This is a genomic window from Pseudomonas proteolytica (genome assembly GCF_007858275.1).
Classification (GTDB): Bacteria; Pseudomonadota; Gammaproteobacteria; order Pseudomonadales; family Pseudomonadaceae; genus Aquipseudomonas; species Aquipseudomonas proteolytica.
In genome coordinates this window covers 1-18,505 of record NZ_VFEV01000032.1, presented here as the reverse complement: position 1 = coordinate 18,505, position 18,505 = coordinate 1, and the positions used below count along the sequence as shown (strand labels likewise).

The 18,505-nt window shown below is 61.6% G+C and carries 10 protein-coding genes; 3 read left to right on the top strand and 7 right to left on the bottom strand.

Features of this window, described 5'->3' with window-relative positions; all coding sequences use genetic code 11:
• Together FIV38_RS21050 and FIV38_RS21045 are read right to left on the bottom strand one after the other, a co-directional pair.
• Complete coding sequence (locus FIV38_RS21050; RefSeq protein ID WP_146492575.1) at positions 1 to 7,191, bottom strand: YDG domain-containing protein; 7,191 nt, start codon at positions 7,189 to 7,191, stop codon at positions 1 to 3.
• Between the two features lie 217 nt (positions 7,192 to 7,408).
• Complete coding sequence (locus FIV38_RS21045; RefSeq protein ID WP_092238991.1) at positions 7,409 to 8,035, bottom strand: response regulator; 627 nt, start codon at positions 8,033 to 8,035, stop codon at positions 7,409 to 7,411.
• Between the two features lie 275 nt (positions 8,036 to 8,310).
• On the opposite strand from FIV38_RS21045, the gene FIV38_RS21040 reads away from it, so the two are divergent.
• Both FIV38_RS21040 and FIV38_RS21035 read left to right on the top strand, forming a co-directional pair.
• On the top strand, positions 8,311 to 8,877 hold the full coding sequence (locus FIV38_RS21040) for a PQQ-dependent catabolism-associated CXXCW motif protein (RefSeq protein WP_092238988.1): 567 nt from the start codon (positions 8,311 to 8,313) through the stop codon (positions 8,875 to 8,877).
• A 14-nt stretch (positions 8,878 to 8,891) separates the two neighbouring features.
• Positions 8,892 to 9,557 carry a response regulator transcription factor gene (locus tag FIV38_RS21035; protein ID WP_029296512.1) on the top strand — a complete coding sequence of 222 codons (666 nt, stop codon included), beginning with the start codon at positions 8,892 to 8,894 and terminating at the stop codon, positions 9,555 to 9,557.
• Between the two features lie 113 nt (positions 9,558 to 9,670).
• Here FIV38_RS21035 and FIV38_RS21025 read toward each other — a convergent pair whose 3' ends face one another.
• From FIV38_RS21025 to FIV38_RS21005, 5 genes are all read right to left on the bottom strand, one after another.
• A complete protein-coding gene (locus FIV38_RS21025; protein WP_235861156.1) occupies positions 9,671 to 11,932 on the bottom strand; it encodes a hybrid sensor histidine kinase/response regulator in 2,262 nt (753 codons plus the stop codon).
• Positions 11,901 to 13,064: a nitric oxide-sensing protein NosP gene (nosP, locus tag FIV38_RS21020; RefSeq protein ID WP_092238984.1), complete on the bottom strand. Its 1,164-nt coding sequence runs from the start codon at positions 13,062 to 13,064 to the stop codon at positions 11,901 to 11,903. The genes FIV38_RS21025 and nosP overlap by 32 nt, the downstream gene beginning before the upstream one ends.
• Positions 13,065 to 13,310: 246 nt before the next feature.
• Complete coding sequence (locus FIV38_RS21015) at positions 13,311 to 14,486, bottom strand: porin (protein WP_092238982.1); 1,176 nt, start codon at positions 14,484 to 14,486, stop codon at positions 13,311 to 13,313.
• 704 nt (positions 14,487 to 15,190) lie between these two features.
• Complete coding sequence (locus tag FIV38_RS21010; RefSeq protein ID WP_029296519.1) at positions 15,191 to 15,994, bottom strand: sulfite exporter TauE/SafE family protein; 804 nt, start codon at positions 15,992 to 15,994, stop codon at positions 15,191 to 15,193.
• Between the two features lie 9 nt (positions 15,995 to 16,003).
• A complete protein-coding gene (locus FIV38_RS21005) occupies positions 16,004 to 17,248 on the bottom strand; it encodes an NAD(P)/FAD-dependent oxidoreductase (RefSeq protein ID WP_092238980.1) in 1,245 nt (414 codons plus the stop codon).
• 170 nt (positions 17,249 to 17,418) lie between these two features.
• Here FIV38_RS21005 and FIV38_RS21000 point away from each other — a divergent pair, with 170 nt between their 5' ends.
• Entirely contained in the window at positions 17,419 to 18,282 is an 864-nt protein-coding gene (locus FIV38_RS21000) for an MBL fold metallo-hydrolase (protein WP_092238978.1), read from the top strand.
• The last annotated feature ends 223 nt before the right edge of the window (positions 18,283 to 18,505 follow it).

The following is an 18,505-nucleotide window of genomic DNA, read 5'->3' as shown; positions in this document are numbered from 1 at the left end:
TCAGAGTCCTTCTGGAAGGCGCAAGCCTTGGTCAACGAGGGTATAGAGGTCATTGGGCAGTTGCAGCCCGCTGGGTACCGGGGCCTGTGTCGGCTTGGGCAGATTGCGCAATGGCTCGACGACTTCGACCACGGTTTGCAGCGGCGCCAACGGCGGTGCATCCACCGTCAGCAGGCCATCGATGTAAGCGATCTGGTAGTTGGTGGCAGACAGGCCCGAAGCACTGACCTGATACTCACCGGCGCTGGCACTCGAAGGTGCGCTGAACAGCAGGCTGCCGCTCAGGTCTGAAGCCACGCTGTCAGTGCCGAGCAGCCCGTCATAGGCCACATCGAACACGGGGGTTTGGCCTTGCGCGACCCTCGTATCGCCCACGGTGACGTTCAGCACCGCCTTGGTGATATCGGCCGTAGTGGCTGCCGTGCGGCTGACCTGATAGTTGCCCAGGTCCACACCGGCCAGTGTGATATCGCTGATATTCACGGCTTTGCCGGTGGCCGCATTTTTGTCGCTGAAATTACCGGTGGCCGAGAGCACAGACACATCGTCACCGCTCACCAAGCCGTTGAAACCGGCACCCGCCAGGTTCAGCACCGCGCCAGTAGCGGCGTCGTAGACCTTGTTGCCCGCGGTGATGCCGGTGACGTTCAGGGTTTTGGCGCTGATATCGGCGCTCAGGCCAGTGGGGTTGCTGATGCTGTAGTTGCTCGCCAGGCCGCCGTTGCTGCCATTGACCAGGGTGGCGCCGCTGGCGGTCACGGTCTTGCCGGTGCCGGCGTTTTTATCGCTGAACGTAGCGCTGAGGCCGGTGACGCCGAGGGTTTCGCCGCCCACCAGACCATCCAACGCGCCACCGCTGAGGCTGGCGAGGTTGTTGCCGTCATAAACTTTGCCGTTGGCCTGCATGCCGCTGATGGTCAGGGCCTTGGCGCTGATATCGGCGCTCAGGCCCACAGGATTGCTAAGGCTGTAGTTGCTCGCCAGGCCGCCGTTGCTGCCATTGACCAGGGTGGCGCCGCTGGCGGTTACGGTCTTGCCGATCCCCGCGTTTTTATCGTCGAACGTTGCACCAAGACCTGTCACGCCAAGGCTCTCGGAGCCCACCAGGCCATTCAGGACACCACCGCTGAGGGTCGCCGCGTTAGTGCCGTCATAGACCTTGCCGCCCGCTGTCACGCCAGTGAGCGTCAGGGCCTTGGCACTGATGTCGGCGCTCAGGCCCATGGGGTTGCTAATGCTGTAGTTGCTCGCCAGGCCGCCGTTGCTGCCATTGACCAGGGTGGCGCCGCTGGCGGTTACGGTCTTGCCGGTGCCAGCGTTTTTATCGCTGAACGTAGCGCTAAGGCCGGTGACGCCGAGGGTTTCGCTGCCCACCAGACCATCCAACGCACCACCGCTGAGGCTGGCGAGGTTGTTGCCGTCATACACCTTGCCGTTGGCGTGCATGCCGCTGATGGTCAGGGCCTTGGCGCTGATATCGGCACTCAAGCCCATGGGATTGCTGATGCTGTAGTTGCTCGCCAGGCCGCCGTTACCGCCATTGACCAGGGTGGCGCCGCTGGCGGTCACGGTCTTGCCGGTGCCGGCGTTTTTATCACTGAATGTCGCGCTGAGGCCGGTGACGCCGAGGGTTTCGCTGCCCACCAAACCATCCAACGCACCACCGCTGAGGCTGGCGAGGTTGTTGCCGTCATATACCTTGCCGTTGGCAGTCAGGCCGGTGATGGTCAGGGCCTTGGCGCTGATATTAGCGCTCAAGCCCGTGGGGCTGCGCAGGATGTAGTTACTGGCCAAGCCGGTACCATCGGCCAAGCCGCCACCGCTGACGGTGACCGTTTTGGCATTACCGACGTTGGCGTCCAGGAACACCCCGGCCAATGTGCTGAGGCTCAAGGTTTCACCGCTGACCAAACCGCTGAGCACGCCACCGGATAAAGTGGCCGCCGTGGTGCCGTCGTAAATCTTGCTATTGGCGGTGATCCCGGAAACGGTCAGGGTCTTGGCGGTGATATCGGCAGTCCATCCCGTTGGATTGGCAAGGCTGTAGTTACTGGCCAGGCCGCCGTTGCCACCATTGACCAGGGTTGTACCGCTGGCCGTCACGACCTTGTCGATGCCGACGTTTTTGTCCGCAAAGGTGGCGGTAAGACCTGTCACCCCGAGGGTTTCATTCCCAACCAAACCACTCAGCGAACCGCCGCTCAGCGTGGCCGAGAGGCGACCGTCATAGACTTTGTCGACAACGCTCATGCCGATGATGGCCAGGGCCTTGGGCGTAATACTGGCCGTGGCCGTGGCCGTGTTGTTGACGAAGGTGTAGTTGCCCAGGTCGCTGCCTGACAGGGTGATATTGCTGATCAGGACCGTCTTGTCATTGCCGGCATTCTTGTTGGTGAACTCGCTGGCGGCGCTGGCCAATACCACGTCATCCCCGCTGACTTTTCCGTTGATCGTCGCACCTAGGGAGCTGAGGGCTGCGTCGGTATTGCCGTTGTAGACCTTGCTGAGTGCAGTCAAGCCGCTGATGCCACTGATGACTGCCTTGAAAATGTCACCGCTCAGAGCGCCCGGCTGGCTGACCGTGTAATTTTGCGCAAGCCCCGAGCCGTTACTCAAGGTCACACCGGCAACCGTCACGGCCTTGCCGACACCCGCATGTTTGTCCGCAAAGTTGCCGATAGCGTCAAACCCCAGGGTCTGCGTGCCCACCAGGCCATTGAGGGTGCCACCGCTCAAGGCCACCGAAGCGCTGCCATCGTAGATCTTGTTCGCCGTCAGGCCGCTGATGGTCAGGACCTTCTGGGTGATGTTGGCAAGCACCGGGCTGATGTCCAGAGGGTTTATGTTGTAGTTGCGGGCAAGGCCGCCGGCGTCGCCCAGGGCCACGTTAATCTGCACGTTTTTCCCGTTGGCGGCATTGGCGTCGGCGAATTGACCGCTCAAGGTCATGCTCACTGATTCGCCAACCACCAGGCCACTGAGATGAGCAAACGGCTGGAGACTGACGGAGGTCGTGCCGTCATAGACCTTGCTGTCGGCCGTCAGGCCAGTGATGCTCAAGGCTCTGGGGGTAATATTGGCGCTCAGCGGGCTGCTGGTATCGAGTCTGTAGTTGCCTGCCGCGATGCCGCCCAGGCCCAGGTCAACCTGGATGCCAGTGCCGGCGTCTTTGCTGGTAAAGGCAGCGCTCAACGTCACCTTGTCGATGTCTGCGGCAACCAGCCCGAACAGCGTATGACCGCCCAGGGTGGCGACAGTGGTGCCGTCATACACTTTGTTGTTGACCGTGGTGCCAGCCGTGCTCAGGGTGGCCTTGTTCACCGACAAGGTGCCGTCGATGTAGTTGATCGAATAGCCGAACTGCCCACCTGTCGAGGCAAGTCCGCTCAATTTCAGGCTGTAGTCGCCAGCATTGATCGCACCGACGCCAGTGCCGCCCAACACCAGTGAGCCGGTCAGTCGACTGTCGGCGTCAAGGTTTGGCGTATAGGCGCCGCCGAAGGCAGTGCCGTCGTAGGTTTTCGTGACGTCGCCAGCCACCACGTTCAACTGGGTCATGAAGCTGCGCAGCAGCGGGCCAGAACCACCGTTGTAAACCACCCAGGTCTTGTCCAGGTCCCAGCCGGCGTTGGAAAAGGTGGATAGGGTCTGGATTTGTGTTGTGGTCAGTCCACCGGATTGAGTCGGCAACACCATCCACTCGCCCTCGGCATAAAGCTGCCCCGTCGCGTTGGTGTCCCAGAAATTGCCGGAAGACACGGTATTACCGAAATTGGAACCCATGATCCCACCAGCGAACCCATTTCCCGAGCTAGCCGTCACCCGGCCACTGACGAAGTTGTTCGATAAGCTGCCGCCGTCCAGTTGCCCAACCAAACCGCCAGCCAAGTCAGCCGTTGCCGTCACAGAGCCGCTGAAATAGGAGTTGGAAATACTGCCCCCTCCTTGCTGCCCAACCAAGCCACCGGCATAGACCTCAGCTGTCACCGTCGCACTGGAGAAAGTGCCCGTCAGCGTCCCGAGGCTGTAACCGACAATGGAACCGGTGTAAGCCGCGCCGCTGATACTGCCACCGTCAAGCCCCAGGTTACTGACGCGTCCCGTCTCGGAGATCGCACCAAACAGCCCGTTATATTGCTGATTGCCGCGGTCAATCTTCAGGTTTTTGATCACGTGCCCTTGGCCGTCAAGGCTGCCCGTGAAATTTATCCCTCGATTGGCCTCGCCCAGTTGCACAAAAGTGCCATTCCACACATCAGTCGTTCCCGCCGTGGCCCCGGCGACGATATCGCGACCCAGGGTGTATGTGGCGTTGCGGTCCATGGCCACCAACTGCAGTTGGTGGGCGTTGGTGATGGTCGTGGAATACTCGCTGGCCAGCATCGGCAGCGTGCCACTGCTGCCGTTGTTGATGCCGCTGCTATCAGCATTGACCATCACCCAGGCATTGCCTGTTGCGCCGGGTGAAGCGCTGAAGTTAAAGCCCTGGAAGCTGGAGGTCTGCTTCATTTGCGCGGAACTCAAGCCCACTGCGGCACCGGTACCTACATCACCGGTACTGACGTCGTTACCCCAGCCTGAAAGCCCTGGGTTGACAGTCATGTTGTAGTAGCCGCTGGTGACCGAACCACCGCTGTGCCGGCCAATCAGGCCGCCCGAAGCGGAACCGGTGACCTTGCCCACCGAATAGGCATTGACGATGGTGCCTCCGGCATTGAGCCCCACCAGCCCACCATTGTTGGCCGTATTGGTGAGGGCGCCGGTTACCGAGCCGGTACTGTAGACGTTGCTCAAACTGCCCCGATTGGCGCCAACCAAGCCACCGTTGTACGCGCCGCTGCCGACCCCGTTGATACCCACATTGCCGGTGGCGTAGCTGTTGGTGATCTGCCCGCCCAAGAAGTTGTTACCCACCAGCCCACCCGCCGTGCCGCCACCGGTAACGTTACCCGTGGCGTAACTGTTGGTGATGACCCCCGTCGCCCGATTGGCCGAAACCAGACCACCGTTGTACTGCGCGTTAGTCGTACTGGTGACATTCCCCGTCGCACTGCTGTTTTCGATGCGCCCCTCGTTGCGCACCACCAGGCCGCCAAGCCCCGCCCCGCGCAAACCGATCACATTCGCCGTGGAATAGCTGTTGCGCACAATACCCGTGTCGGTGTTCAACGAGACCAGCCCCGCCGCGCCGGCGTAGTTGGTGGACGTCACGGTGCCTGCGGTATGGCTGTTGCTGACGATACCGGTGTTGGTGCCCACCAGGCCGCCCAGTTGTACATAGTCGGTGCCGGTGACCGCACCGCTGGCGTAGCTGTTGTCGACCCACCCACGGTTGTAACCCACCAAGGCGCCGACGGCGTAGATCGACGGGAAGACGTCGACCAGCGTGCCCGTCAACGCGATCGACACATTGGTCAACCCCACATTGCGCACCGCGCCGGTGGCACTCACAGCGCCGAACAAGCCGGCATCGGTGGTGGTGCGATTCATGCTCAGGTTACTGATGCTGTGGCCCAGCCCATCAAACGTGCCGGTAAACTCGCCGCCTGCGACCGTGCCCAGGGAATCGAAGCCCTTACCGCCGTTCCAGGTAGCCGTGGCTGCGGCGTTGATATTGCTACCCAGCACAAAGTTGCCGCTCAACGCGCCATTGATCCCTTGCAGGTCCAGGCCAGTGACGCTGCCCATCGCACCGAGGCTGGTGATCACGGTGTAGTCCACACGCGTGCCGTCGCTGCCTTGCCTGGTGCTGAAATTCTGCCCTGCCGCCAGGTTGACCGGGGCCTTGATATTGATGCTGCTGGTACTGCCCGCTGCGACTGCACCCTGGCCATATTCCACGGCCAGTTTGGCGCTGCCGGAGCCGAACATTTCCTTGTTGATATTGACGTTGTTGTGGGCGGTCAGGGTCAGGGTGTTGGCGTTCCAGACCACAGTGTCGTTGACGTTGATATTGCCCGCGCCGGAACCGGTGGCGACGGTCGCAACGGTCATATTGGTGGTTTTCAACCGGTCGCTGACAGCGGCCCCGGTGATGTCGCCACCGGTCGCGGCGATGGTGTAGTCAGTCGGGTCGATCAGCCAGTTGCCGGTCTTGCCCTTGGCCGCTGCCGTGGTGATTTGTGCGCTGTCGGCCACCTTGACGTGGGCACCGGAGGTCTCGATAAACCCACCATTGCCGCCGCTCGGTGCCGAGGCATCCAGGGTACCGGCCACTTGCACCGTGCCACCGTCAAAACCGCCGAGCAGGACGATCTTGCCGCCCTTCTCGCCCAGGGTATGGGCTTCGATCACCCCGGTGTTGTTGACCACGGTTTGCAGCAAGGCGTCGCTGGCCTTGGCGGTCATGATCACCTGGCCGCCGTCGGCCTGGATCAATTGGCGGTTTTCCACCAGGGCATTCTTGGTGGCTTCATCCACCTGTACGTTGAGCAGGCCGTCGCCGGCAAAGTCCAATGTCACCTTATTGCCGGCGGCCAGAGCCACGCTGCCCAGCTTGGCGGCGATCACCCCCTGGTTGCTCACGGTCCCGCCCAGCAGCGCCACCGCGCCGCCGTCGCCAGCCTTGAGCGTGCCCTGGTTGACCACACTGGCATTGTCGGCACTGCCTTTGCCCTGGAACTTATAGTTGCCGGCGGCAAAGTCGCTGTTGGTTATATCCAGGGTCGAGGCCACCAGGCCACCGACATCCACCGACGAGCCTTTGCCGAATAGCACGCCATTGGGGTTGACCAGGAACACCTGCCCATTGGCGTTCAGTTGGCCCATGATCTTCGAGCCATCACTGCCGATCACGCGGTTCAGGGCCACGGAGTCCTTACCGGGCTGGACGAAGGTGACCTTCTTGTCGGCACCGATGTTGAAGCTCTGCCAGTCGATGGCGAGTTTTTGCGTGGTTTGGTTGATGACCATCTGCTGCTGGTCGGGCGTAAGAATTTGCCCATTGCCCAACACCACCTGACCACCGGTAGGCAAGCCAGATGCCAGCGCGGAGGCCGGCACCAGGATGGCACCGCCGAGTATCAGCGCAATCGCAAACTGCAAGGTGCGCAACGGGGCGCACAGCTCGCTATCTTCCACGTCATGAACCGCACCAACGCTACCGCGCTTGCCCTGTCGGCTGGCGTTTTCGCTGGCAACCACCCACGCGTTAAGGCTGTGATTCCAGATCACACTGAAAATGCGGTTCATGACTGAGGTCGTCCCTGAGCACTAAATGGCACGGTGCCATTACTTGTAGGACAATTCTGCATAGATACGCTGAATTTGTAAGCGCCTTGGGATGATAAAACTCATTTAATCGAGGTTTTTTTCATATTTTGGATCCATTTTGGCCCGTTCAATTGAGCGCCAACATCAAAAGCATTAAGGCCATAATCTAACGCTATCAACCCCGATCAAATATTGATCATCCCGCGGCCCTGACCAGCCCCATATCAATCCCCACGTGCACCAGTTCGGCATGGGAGGTCACCTGTAATTTGCTCTTGAGCAACGTCAAGTGATTGGACACGGTCTTGCTGCTGATACTCAGCTGATCAGCGATCGAACGGGTGGGTGTGCCCTTGGCCAGCATCAGGAAAATCTCCAGCTCACGCGCCGTCATGCCCTGCAACCGATGATCGCCCGGATGGTAGGCCAGCTCGGTGGCCAGGGCCTGTTCGATATAGGTGTGGCCGTCGAGGATGCGTTGCACCGATTCTGTCATCACCGCAGGCGTCGCGCCCTTGGTGATATAGCCCGACGCCCCGGTATCCAGGGCCTGGCGTACCAGGGGCAGCTCATCGTGCTGGCTGAAAAACAACACGCGCAATTGCGGCAGGCGCTGGCGCAGGCGGCGGGTGGTTTCCAGGCCGCTGATGCCTGGCAGGCCGACACCGCTGATCACCAGGTTGGGCACGGCTTCCTGCACCCGCAGCAGCGCCTCTTCACCGCTGCCCGCCTCGCGGACTTCGACGCCCGGCAACAGCGGGCGCAATAGGCTGGCGTACCCCAGGCGCACCACCGCGTGCTTGTCCACCAGCAGGATATTCATGATGCATGCACTTGCATCATAGGAATGGGCGACGGTCGCGGGCCGTGGAGCTTGTCGACCCCGATCAGGCTGAGGATCAGCAAAAACGGCAAGAGCAGCGCCTTGAGAATTCGCATGATCGTACAACTCCTGGGGATGAGCGTTGCGTTCATGCTAGAGCCCCCAAGCGGCGGGTGATTTACTACTTTGGTACTGGTTTTGCTGTCTATCGTCGCATTCCCAAGGCAGCGCGACTGGCATGTAATGGGCGCATAACTATAAGGATCGTACCTGCCATGCTGCCCGCCCGACTGACCCTGGTTGCCGTGCTGTCGCTGACCCCGCTGTTGGCGGCTGCCGAGGCGCCAAGCGCGTTGTTTTCCCGCGACGGCTACCGCATCAACCTCTACCGCAGCCCTACCCCAGACCACTTGCCGGGCGCGACCATCGTCGATACCCAGGCGTTGCAGGCGCTGCTGACACAACAGCCGCGCCCGGTGCTGATTGACGTTTACCGCCGGCAATGGCTACACGGCCAGTTCATCGAAGACCAGCCCCACGCCAACCTGCCCGGCAGCCATTGGCTGGCCAATACCGGCGACGGCGAGCTGACGCCCGAATGGCAAAGCTACTTCGCCCGCCACCTGTACACCTACAGCGACGGTAACCTGGCGCAACCGTTGGTGTTCTACTGCCGCTCCGATTGCTGGCTGAGTTGGAACGCGGTAAAACGGGCCAAAGCCTTGGGTTATAGCGCTGTGTATTGGTATCGCGATGGCCTGGACGCGTGGGAGGCAGCGAAGCTGCCCGTCGCTGCGGCGCACCCTGAGCCCTTTGAGCTTGCCCCTGAACAACCACAATAAAAAGGTGAACGGCCATGTACAAAATTCTGATTGCCGACGATCACCCGCTGTTTCGCGAAGCGATCCATAACGTCATCAGCGACGGTTTTGCCGGTAGCGAAGTGATGGAAACCGCCGACCTGGACAGCGCCCTGGCCCTGACCCAGGAGCACGACGACCTCGACCTGATCCTGCTGGACCTGAACATGCCCGGCATGCACGGCCTCAATGGCCTGATCAACTTGCGCAACGAAGCGCCGACGATTCCGGTGGTGATTGTCTCGGCCGAGCAGGACAAGCAGATCGTGCTGCAGGCCATTACCTACGGTGCTGTAGGGTTTATCACCAAGTCCTCGCCACGGGCGCAGATGACCGAGGCGATCCAGCAGATCCTCAATGGCAACGTGTACCTGCCGCCGGATATCATCCGCACCCAGAAAAACCCCGGCCAGCGGCGCATGCACGACAACCCGGCCTTCGCCCCGGAACTGCTCCAGGCCCTGACCCGCAAGCAGTTGCTGGTACTCGAGCGCATGACCAAGGGCGAGTCGAACAAACAGATTGCCTACACCCTGGAAATTGCCGAGACGACAGTGAAGGCTCACGTGTCGGCGATCCTGCGCAAGTTGAATGTGCATAACCGGGTGCAGGCGATCCTCAGTGCCGGGGATATCGACTTCGGTTCCTACCTGCGGCGCTAAAGGTCTATGTGGGAGCGGGCTTGCTCGCGAAAGCGGTGTGTCATTCAGCATTTATTTGACTGATCCACCGCTTTCGCGAGCAAGCCCGCTCCCACATTTTGATCGAGGCTGTGTCAGGGGCGGCCCAAGAGGTGGCTCATGGCGGTCTTGAGTTTCATCGGCCGTACCGGCTTGTGCATCAAGGTGTGCCCCAGTTCGCGAATCTGCTGTTTCAGCTCGTTGCTGTAGTTGGCGGTGATCATCATCGCCGGGATCGCGCTGGCCCGCCGCGCATTGATCCTGGCCACCGCGTCCACGCCATTGCGCTCGTCGTCCAGGTGATAGTCGGCAATCAGCAGATCCGCCTGGGCATGGTAGTTGTCCACCTGCCGCGCCAGGTCCTGCTCGGACAACGCCGTCACCACCTGGCAGCCCCAGCCTTCAAGCAAGGTGCGCATGCCGGCGCAGATCGCCGCGTCGTTATCCAGCACCCACACCCGTGCGCCCTGTAAACGTTCCAGCATCGGCTCGCTCATCACAGGCTTGGGCAAAGCCTTGGGTGCGCTGTTGCTCAGCGGCACCTGCACGCTGAACATCGAACCGCGGCCCGGCCACGAGCGCACGGTGATCCGGTGCCCGAGGATCCTGGCGATTTTCTCCACAATCGCCAGGCCCAGGCCCAACCCGCGATCCTGGTCGGGGCGTTGCACATCGCCGCGCTTGAACTCCTGGAAAATCTCCTCCAACCGCTCCTCGGCGATGCCCATGCCGGTGTCCCAGACCTGGATCGACAAGCGCTGATGCTCACGCCGACACCCCAGCACCACACGCCCGCTGTAGGTGTAACGAATGGCATTGCTCAACAGATTGCGCAGAATCCGCGCCAGCAACTGGATATCGCTGCGCACCAGGGCCGAGCAGCCAATGAAATGCAGCTGCAAGCCTTCGCTGCGCGCCACTTGGGTGTATTCGGCGGCGAGGTTGTCCAGCAGTTCGCTCAAGGCAAACGGCGCGATATCGGCCTTGATCACCCCCGCATCGAGTTTGGAAATATCCACCAGGGTGCCCAGCAGGTTTTCCACATCCTCCAGGGAGTTGCTGACGTTGCGCACCAGGGTCTCGTTGGCCACCGGGTCGCGCCGTTCCAGCAAGGCGCCGGTAAACAAGCGCGCGGCGTTGAGCGGTTGCAACAGGTCATGGCTGACCGCCGCGAGAAACTTGGTTTTCGACAGGTTGGCCTGCTCGGCTTCCAGCTTGGCTTCACGCAGGCGCGATTCCACGCGGCGGCGCTCGTCGATTTCCTGCAGCAGTTGGTCGTTGAGCGAAGTCAGTTCCGCCGTGCGCTCGCGCACCCGCAATTCCAGGTTCTGATAGGCCTGATGCAGGGCCTCGGCGGTGCGCCGGCGCTCGGTGATGTCGCGGATCAGCACAAAGATCCCCACCACCTCGCCACTGGCCAGGCGGTTGGGCACATAGGAGCGCAGCATGTAGCGCTCCTGGTGATTGATGTTGGTTTCGGCGAACTCAAACGTCACGCTCTCCCCCGCCAACGCCTGCGCCACGTAGGCCTCCAGGCGTTGGTAATGCTGCTCGCTGTGGGCCTGGCGCAGGCTTTTGCCGAGCATCGCGCCCTGGGCCCAGCAATACCATTGCTCGTACACCTTATTAGTGAACTCGTAGACCAGATCGGCATTGAGGTAGGCAATCAACGCTGGCACATGGTCGGTGATCAGCCGGATCCAGCGTTCACTCTCCTGGGACTTCTGCGCGACGGCTTGTTCTCGGCGCAGGGTCTCGGCCAGTTTGACGTCGGTGATATCGGTAAACAGAATCACCCGCCCGCCGTCCTGGGTCGGCCGTTCGCTGACTTGCAGCCAGCGCCCGTTATCCAGGCGATAAAACAGCGTCTCATCGGCGTGCCCATGGGCTTCTTCGGTGAACAGGCCGTTGACCGTCATCAGCCGCTTGACCTCGCGCAGGCCCATGCCCGCGACAATCTGCACCGGGCTGTTGCTCCAGAATCCCTGGAAACGGCTGTTGAACAACACGATATGTTGGTGCTGGTCGAACAGTACGAAGGCATCGGAAATGCTCTCGATGGCATCGATCAAATGCTGGTGCGCGGTTTCTGCCCGCAGTCGTGCATCACTCAGTAGATGGTTGCTGGCCTTGAGTTCGGCCATGGCCTGGTTCAACGCATCGGTACGTTCGCGCACCTGCTCGGCCAGCACCACTGAATGCTGGAACGCCGCATAGGGGTCGTTGCCACGGGTCGCGCCCGATTCGACACGCTCGATCAGCGCGGCGTTGATCCGCGCCAGCTTGTAATTGTCCTGCTGCAGGGCGCTGATTTGCGCGCGCAGTTCAGCGCTGTCCAGGGGGTCGACCACGGGCAATGGCGACCCCGGTAAAGGTCTGGTTGATGTGCATGCCATTGAACTGCTCTCCGTAGGTGTTGAACCCGATCACCCGCTGCTCGCGCAAAAAGGTGCCGATCGGCTCCAGGGTGCCGTGGTCTTCCAGTTCCAGGCGCCGCAGGAAACAGTCGCAGCCGATGGTCAGCAACAGGTCGCCAAGACGCGCCTGCAGGCCGTCGAACAGGGTTTGCAGGTTGGGCAGGATCGGGCCCGGGGTCATGGCGGTAAGGACGATGCCGTTTTCCACTGCGCAGTAGAAACTCAGGCTCAAGTCATCGTGGACCTGCTGGATTGCGCGCACGTAGTACTGGTTGTTGATGCGCACGGCCAACGGGTGGGCGGCGAAAGTCCGGTGGTCCAGTTGCGCCACCGCCACGCCGATATGCCGCGCGTATTCTTCGGCGGCAGGTTCGGCATTGAGCTCAAACACCCGCCGCGAGGTGCTGTCGGCCCCCGTCACCACCAGTTTCTGCGCGCGGGGCAGGATGTGGTGGGTGGTAAACACCTCGAAATCCAGCCAGGTATTGACCAGCACCACGACGGCAGCGCCACTGTGGAAGGCGCCGTCGAAATACACGTGGGTGTGGGTCAGGTGGTTGTCGTCACCGGCCGAGCCACCAAAATGCGGGATATCGCCGAGCGCCGCGCTCAAGGCAGCGAGGACCATTTCTTCACGGCTGGAAAGGCCATCGAGCAGGGTCAAGGCAAAGCTGTTGCCCTTGATCGGCGCCAGGGTGTTGCTGCGACAACCGCCCACCAGGCGCTCGACCATTTGCTGGGCGTCGATCAGGCTGAAGTGTTCAACCTGGTCGATCAATTCGGTGGCGATGGAAAAGTGCGCATGATCAAACCCCACCGCCGTCACGCAATTGCGCCCATAGCCCTGGGGCGTGATCTCGCCGGCGCTGGTGCAACCCACCACGCGCACGCCACCAAAGCGCTGTTGCAGGGCCTGGCCGAGGGCCTGCAGATCGTAGGTAGCCGAGCAGAAGAACAGCACAAACCCCAGGTACGGGTGCAACAACTGGCTGGCCAGCTCATCGGCCACCTGCCACGCCTCGCTGGCCTGGGACATGGCTGTGACTACGCCTTCGCTGTGCACCTGTTGCATGGTCACCTCCGCCGTTTAAGCTCAAGTGTACGAACGCGCGGGATGGCGACCTATGCTACTTGGGTACTGGGTCGGGGCTTCGATGGGATGAGAACGCCAGGTTGGCGAGCAATCCATGTGAAATGAGATCAAAAAATGTGGGAGCGGGCTTGCTCGCGAAAGCGGTGTGTCATTCAGTATTTATTTGACTGATCCACCGCATTCGCGAGCAAGCCCGCTCCCACATTTTGATCCCGTTCCAGGTCATTACCAGGTGAGCACCGCACCTACGGCAAAGGTATCGGTGTCTTCGTTCTGCGCACTGGTGTCGTGGCCGCTGATCTCGAACTGGTTGTACTCGGCCACCAGCTTCAGGTTGTCGTTGATGTCATGGAACAGGGCAATGCCACGGGTTTCATAATCCGCGCCGCTGCCGACCACGCCGTTGCCGTCGTCCTTGGTCTTGCCGTAGGACAGCGCCAGACGGTTCTTGCCCAGTTTGTAGGAGCCCTGCAACAGGTAGCCGTTGCTGTCGACATTACGCAGCGTGGCCTCACCCGCGTTGTTGGTGAAGAACGGGTTGATGCCCTTGGCCTGGAAGCCGGAACCGGTGAGCGACAAGCCGCCCATCTTCGCCTGCACGCCGTAGCCCAGGCCCTTGGAGGTCACCGATTCGACGGTGGAGTCGGTGTTGTCCGACGTCTGGTAGCTGCCATTGAGCCAGCTGTAGATCTTCGCCCCGCCCACGTCGAACTGGTAGGTGATCTCGCTCTCGGTGCGCGGGTTCTTCTGGTAGGCCTTGCCCAGGGAGCTGCTGTCGTTGGTGTCGACCGGGTCCATGATGCCCACGGCCACCCGCAGGCCTTCCATCACCGGGGTGCGGTAGGTGATTTGCGAGGTGGGGAACGGGTACGGGTAGCCGCTGCCGATATTGCCGAACGACACACCACCGCCGTCCACCAAGCCCAGGCTGTCGCTGACCTGGCCGTAACCGGCGAGGAGCTCGTCGAGCAGGATATTGGAGCGGGCGAACAGGCCGAAGTCCTTGCCGATCAGCACTTCGCCCCACTCGGGGTTGGCCACGGTGCCGTAGAACTGACGGACGTCGATGGCGGTGTCGGTGCCGTTGGTTTCGCTGTCGTTGATGGTCACCCAGAACGAGGCACGGGCGCCGAGCTTGAGGTCATCGACCTGCTTGCCCATGTTGAAGCCCAGGTAGTTGGGCAAAAAGCCCATCTTCACCCGCGACTGGCGCCGGTCGTATTGCTCACCGGCCCGATCCACATCGCTGTTGACGTAGAAGGCGTTGATATAGCCATCGGTGGAGAATGTGGTCTGGTCCTTGTCGTACAGCACGATCTCGGCCTGGGCCAGCGAGCTCAAGCCGAGGCTGGCGATAAAGGCTGGCAACAGACGACGGGGGAAGTTCTTATTGTTATGCATGGCGCGCTCCGCGACGGGGGGTCTGGGTGTCGGAGGCGATTATCGAAAGGCCGGCTGCGCGGTTAAACGCTGCCTTGGAGGGGGATGCGCGGTGCTTTGGACGGCAGCGAGGGCCCGCCACTTAAGGCTTACGCCGGTAGGAGCGAGCTTGCTGGCGAAGGTCGTTAACGATGACGTTGGGTATCTGAGACCCCGAGGTGTTCTTGCTGGCGTAATCGCAGGCAAGCCAGCTCCCACAGGGGAATGCAGCTGCGCGCTCTGGCGGTGCTGTTGCTGTTGCTGTTGCTGTTGCTGTTGCTGTTGCTGTTGCTGTTGCTCTGTTTTTGATCTGGCTTTTGATCTCAGGCGCCCCGTCAAACCACGATGGCCGCAGGCAGGTATTGCGCAGTGGGCACCCCGGCATGGATGCCGGGGTAGCCGCGACACGGCCATGGATGGCCGATCGCGGCGGGCCCACGGAGCAATGCCTGACTGCGGGCATGCCGAGCCTAGGCGAGGCACCGAGTGGTGGGGCATGAGCCTTTTGGTTACTTTGGGGCTTTTCCAAAGTGACCCGCCGTCAGGGCGGAACCCTAAGTGGCCGTGACCGCAGCAACGGATATGTACACACACCAAGAAGATAGTTGTGTAGATACCTATGCCCCGCGTGATCGTTAACGACCTTCGCGAGCAAGCTCGCTCCTACAGGTTGGGTGGTGTGCAGGTTAGAGGGCGTTGAACAGCATCCCGCCGGCTACCACCACACACAGGCTGGCAAAGCCGATCTGCAAGGCCCGCGCCGGGACCCGCGAACCCAGGCGGCGGCCAGCGAGCATGCCGACGATGCTGGCAGCAATAAACACCCAGCCCATGGTGTCGATCACTACCCCGGCATGGAACGCGCCGACCACGCCGATCAGCGAGATCAGGCTGATCACCATCAACGACGTAGCGACAATCCCGCGCATCTGCACATCGGTCAGTTGCTTGAACGCCGGCACAATCAGAAAGCCGCCACCCACGCCGAGCAGGCCCGATACCGCCCCCGTCACCGCACCCAATGCCGCCAGGGTCGCGGTGCATTTGGCGGTCCAGGAAAAGCGCCCGGTCTGTTGATCAAGCATGCAGTTCTTTTGCCCCCAGGAGGCTGCGCCATGGTCGCTGGGGCCGGCCTCGACCTTCTCGCGCCGCAGCATGCGCCAGGCCACCAGCACCATCAGCGCGCTGAACAGGCCCATCAGGATCTTGTCCGGCAGCTGATGGGCGAAGAACACCCCCAGCGGCGAGAACAGCGCGCCCAGCAATGCGATCAACAGCGCCGCGCGGTAACGCACCAGGCCATGGCGCAGGCCGTCAAGCGCACCGACTGCCGCGGCCGCACCGACCGCAAACAACGACACCGGCGCCGCTTCGGTCATGGTCAAGCCCAGCCCCAGCACCAACGCCGGCACCCCGAGAATCCCGCCCCCGGCGCCGGTCAGCCCCATCACCAAACCCATCATCACGCCAAAAAAACTTGCCAGCAGCATAGGGTTCTCTCACTCCACCTTGGCCAGGCGGGTCAGCCATTCGCGACCCTTGAGCATGCCGTTCCAGTAGAACCACGGCAGCACTGTGGCCTTCAAGAACCACGCCGAACGCCGCGCCACGGTAGGGTCGAGGGCAAAGGTCGGCAACAGGCGGCCGCCATAACCAAACTCGGCCAGCACCACCTTGCCCTTCTCCACCGTCAGCGGGCAGGAGCCGTAACCGTCGTACTTGAGCGGCAACGGCGCCTGTTTGCGCAAGGCCAGCAGGTTCTCGGCCACCACCACGATTTGCTTGCGTACGGCGGCGGCCGTCTTGGCATTGCTGGTGGAGCACACATCGCCCAGGGCGAAGATATGGGGGTAACGCACCTGTTGCAGGCTGTGGGGGTCGACTTCGCACCAGCCGGCGGCGTCGGCCAGTGGGCTGTGGCGGATAAAGTCCGGCGCCACCTGTGGCGGCACGACGTGCAGCATGTCGAAGGACTTTTCTTCGATGCTGAGATTGCCCTCGGCGTCCTTGACCTCGAACCAGGCCTTGCGCGCCGGGCCATCAACCTTGATCAGGTTGGAATTGAAGGCCAACCGTGCGCCATATTTCTCGACGTAGTTCATCAACGGCGGGACAAAGGTCGCCACGCCGAACAACGCGGCACCGGCCAGGTTGAATTCAACATCGATAGTGTTCAGGGCCCCCTGCTTGAGCCAGTGGTCGCAAGACAGGTACATGGCTTTTTGCGGCGCACCGGCGCATTTGATCGGCATGGCCGGTTGGGTAAAGATCGCCTTGCCGCCCTTGAGCTGCTGCACCAGTTGCCAGGTGTAGGGCGCGTGCTGGTAGCTATAGTTGGAAGTCACACCGTGGTGGCCCAGGGTCTGTTCCAGGCCTTCGATTTTCTCCCAGGCCAGACGCAGGCCGGGGCAGACGATCAGGTTGTTCCAGGTCACACGCTGGCCACTGTCGAGCACCAGGGTCTGTTCGTCGGGCAGCAACTGGCTGACCGCCGCCTGCACCCAGGTCACACCATCGGGCAACACCCGGGCCATGGGGCGCATGGTTTTGCGAATGTCATGGGCGCCGCCGCCCACCAGGGTCCAGGCCGGTTGGTAGTAATGGTCGGCGCTGGGTTCGATCAGGATGAGGTTCAACTGCGGGTCGCGCTTGAGCAGGCTGGCCAGCAGGCCGATGCCCGCCGAGCCGCCGCCGATGACCACGATATCGCCACTGATGGTCGGTCCCCAGTGTTGGTCGTTCATAGTCTTGGCCTTTGTTCTTCGACAATGCACACAAGGGTCGCTGCCGCATGGCGTCACGTCCCACTCACAATCGATCCTTTGCCTCGGATCGTTTGTTTCACTTAAGCTCGCAAGCCTATGTGGAAATCACCTTGAATGTAAGCTGCTATCAGCTACCCAGGACAACCGTCATGCCCGCGTTGATTCAATCCTTTCTGGACGAGGCGTCGTCGACCTACACCTACGTCGTCTATGAAACGGACGCCAGCCCCTGCGCCATCGTCGATTCAGTGCTCAACTACGACCCGGCCTCGGGGCGTACCGACACGGCCCAGGCCGACAAAGTGATTGCCTTCGTCCGTGAACGAGGCCTGCAGGTGCAATGGCTGCTGGAAACCCACGCCCACGCCGATCACCTGTCCGCCGCGCCCTACCTGCGCCGGCAATTGGGCGGCAAGATTGCAATTGGCCAGTCCATCAGCAAAGTCCAGGATGTGTTCAAGAATCTGTTCAACCTGGAGCCGGAGTTCCGGGCCGACGGGTCGCAGTTCGACCATCTGTTTGCTCCCGACGAGATCTTCCACATCGGCAACCTCGAGGCCCAGGCCCTGCACGTGCCTGGGCACACCCCGGCGGACATGGCCTACCTGATCGACGACCAGATGATCCTGGTGGGCGACACCCTGTTCATGCCCGACGTCGGCACCGCCCGCTGCGACTTCCCCGGCGGCGATGCACGCCAGTTATATGCCTCGATGCGCACGTTGCTGGCCTTTCCCGGCGAGACGCGCCTGTATGTGTGCCACGACTATCCGCCTGAAGGCCGCGCGGCCAAATGCCTGACCACCGTGGCCGAGCAGCGCGCGGGCAATATTCATGTGCATGACGGGGTGGACGAGGCGGCGTTTGTGCAGATGCGCACCCAGCGCGACGCCGGGCTTGGGATGCCGACCCTGTTGCTGCCGGCGATCCAGGTGAATGTGCGGGCGGGCAATATGCCGCCGCCGGAAGACAATGGCGTGACCTACCTGAAGATCCCCCTCAACCAGCTTTGAAATACCCAGTCCAATGTGGGTGCGGGACTTGTATGGGAGCTGGCTTGCCTGCGATAGCCATCGGTATCTACACAACTTTGCCGCACCGCCTAAATCCAGGCAGATAGCGCAGTTGTGGCGAGCGGGCTTGCCCCGCGCTGGGCTGCGAAGCAGCCCTAAATCCGGCCATCGCGGTTTATCTGAAGAAACGCGGCGGGCTTTTTGGGGCTGCTTCGCAGCCCAG

What these genes read in the sequence shown, in the direction of transcription:
- FIV38_RS21050 (WP_146492575.1), bottom strand. Translation starts at nt 7,191, where the DNA reads ATGAACCGCATTTTCAGTGTGATCTGGAATCACAGCCTTAACGCGTGG.
- nosP (WP_092238984.1), bottom strand. Translation starts at nt 13,064, where the DNA reads ATGCAACAGGTGCACAGCGAAGGCGTAGTCACAGCCATGTCCCAGGCC.
- FIV38_RS21045 (WP_092238991.1), bottom strand. Translation starts at nt 8,035, where the DNA reads ATGAATATCCTGCTGGTGGACAAGCACGCGGTGGTGCGCCTGGGGTAC.
- FIV38_RS21035 (WP_029296512.1), top strand. Translation starts at nt 8,892, where the DNA reads ATGTACAAAATTCTGATTGCCGACGATCACCCGCTGTTTCGCGAAGCG.
- FIV38_RS21005 (WP_092238980.1), bottom strand. Translation starts at nt 17,248, where the DNA reads ATGAACGACCAACACTGGGGACCGACCATCAGTGGCGATATCGTGGTC.
- FIV38_RS21010 (WP_029296519.1), bottom strand. Translation starts at nt 15,994, where the DNA reads ATGCTGCTGGCAAGTTTTTTTGGCGTGATGATGGGTTTGGTGATGGGG.
- FIV38_RS21015 (WP_092238982.1), bottom strand. Translation starts at nt 14,486, where the DNA reads ATGCATAACAATAAGAACTTCCCCCGTCGTCTGTTGCCAGCCTTTATC.
- FIV38_RS21000 (WP_092238978.1), top strand. Translation starts at nt 17,419, where the DNA reads ATGCCCGCGTTGATTCAATCCTTTCTGGACGAGGCGTCGTCGACCTAC.
- FIV38_RS21040 (WP_092238988.1), top strand. Translation starts at nt 8,311, where the DNA reads ATGCTGCCCGCCCGACTGACCCTGGTTGCCGTGCTGTCGCTGACCCCG.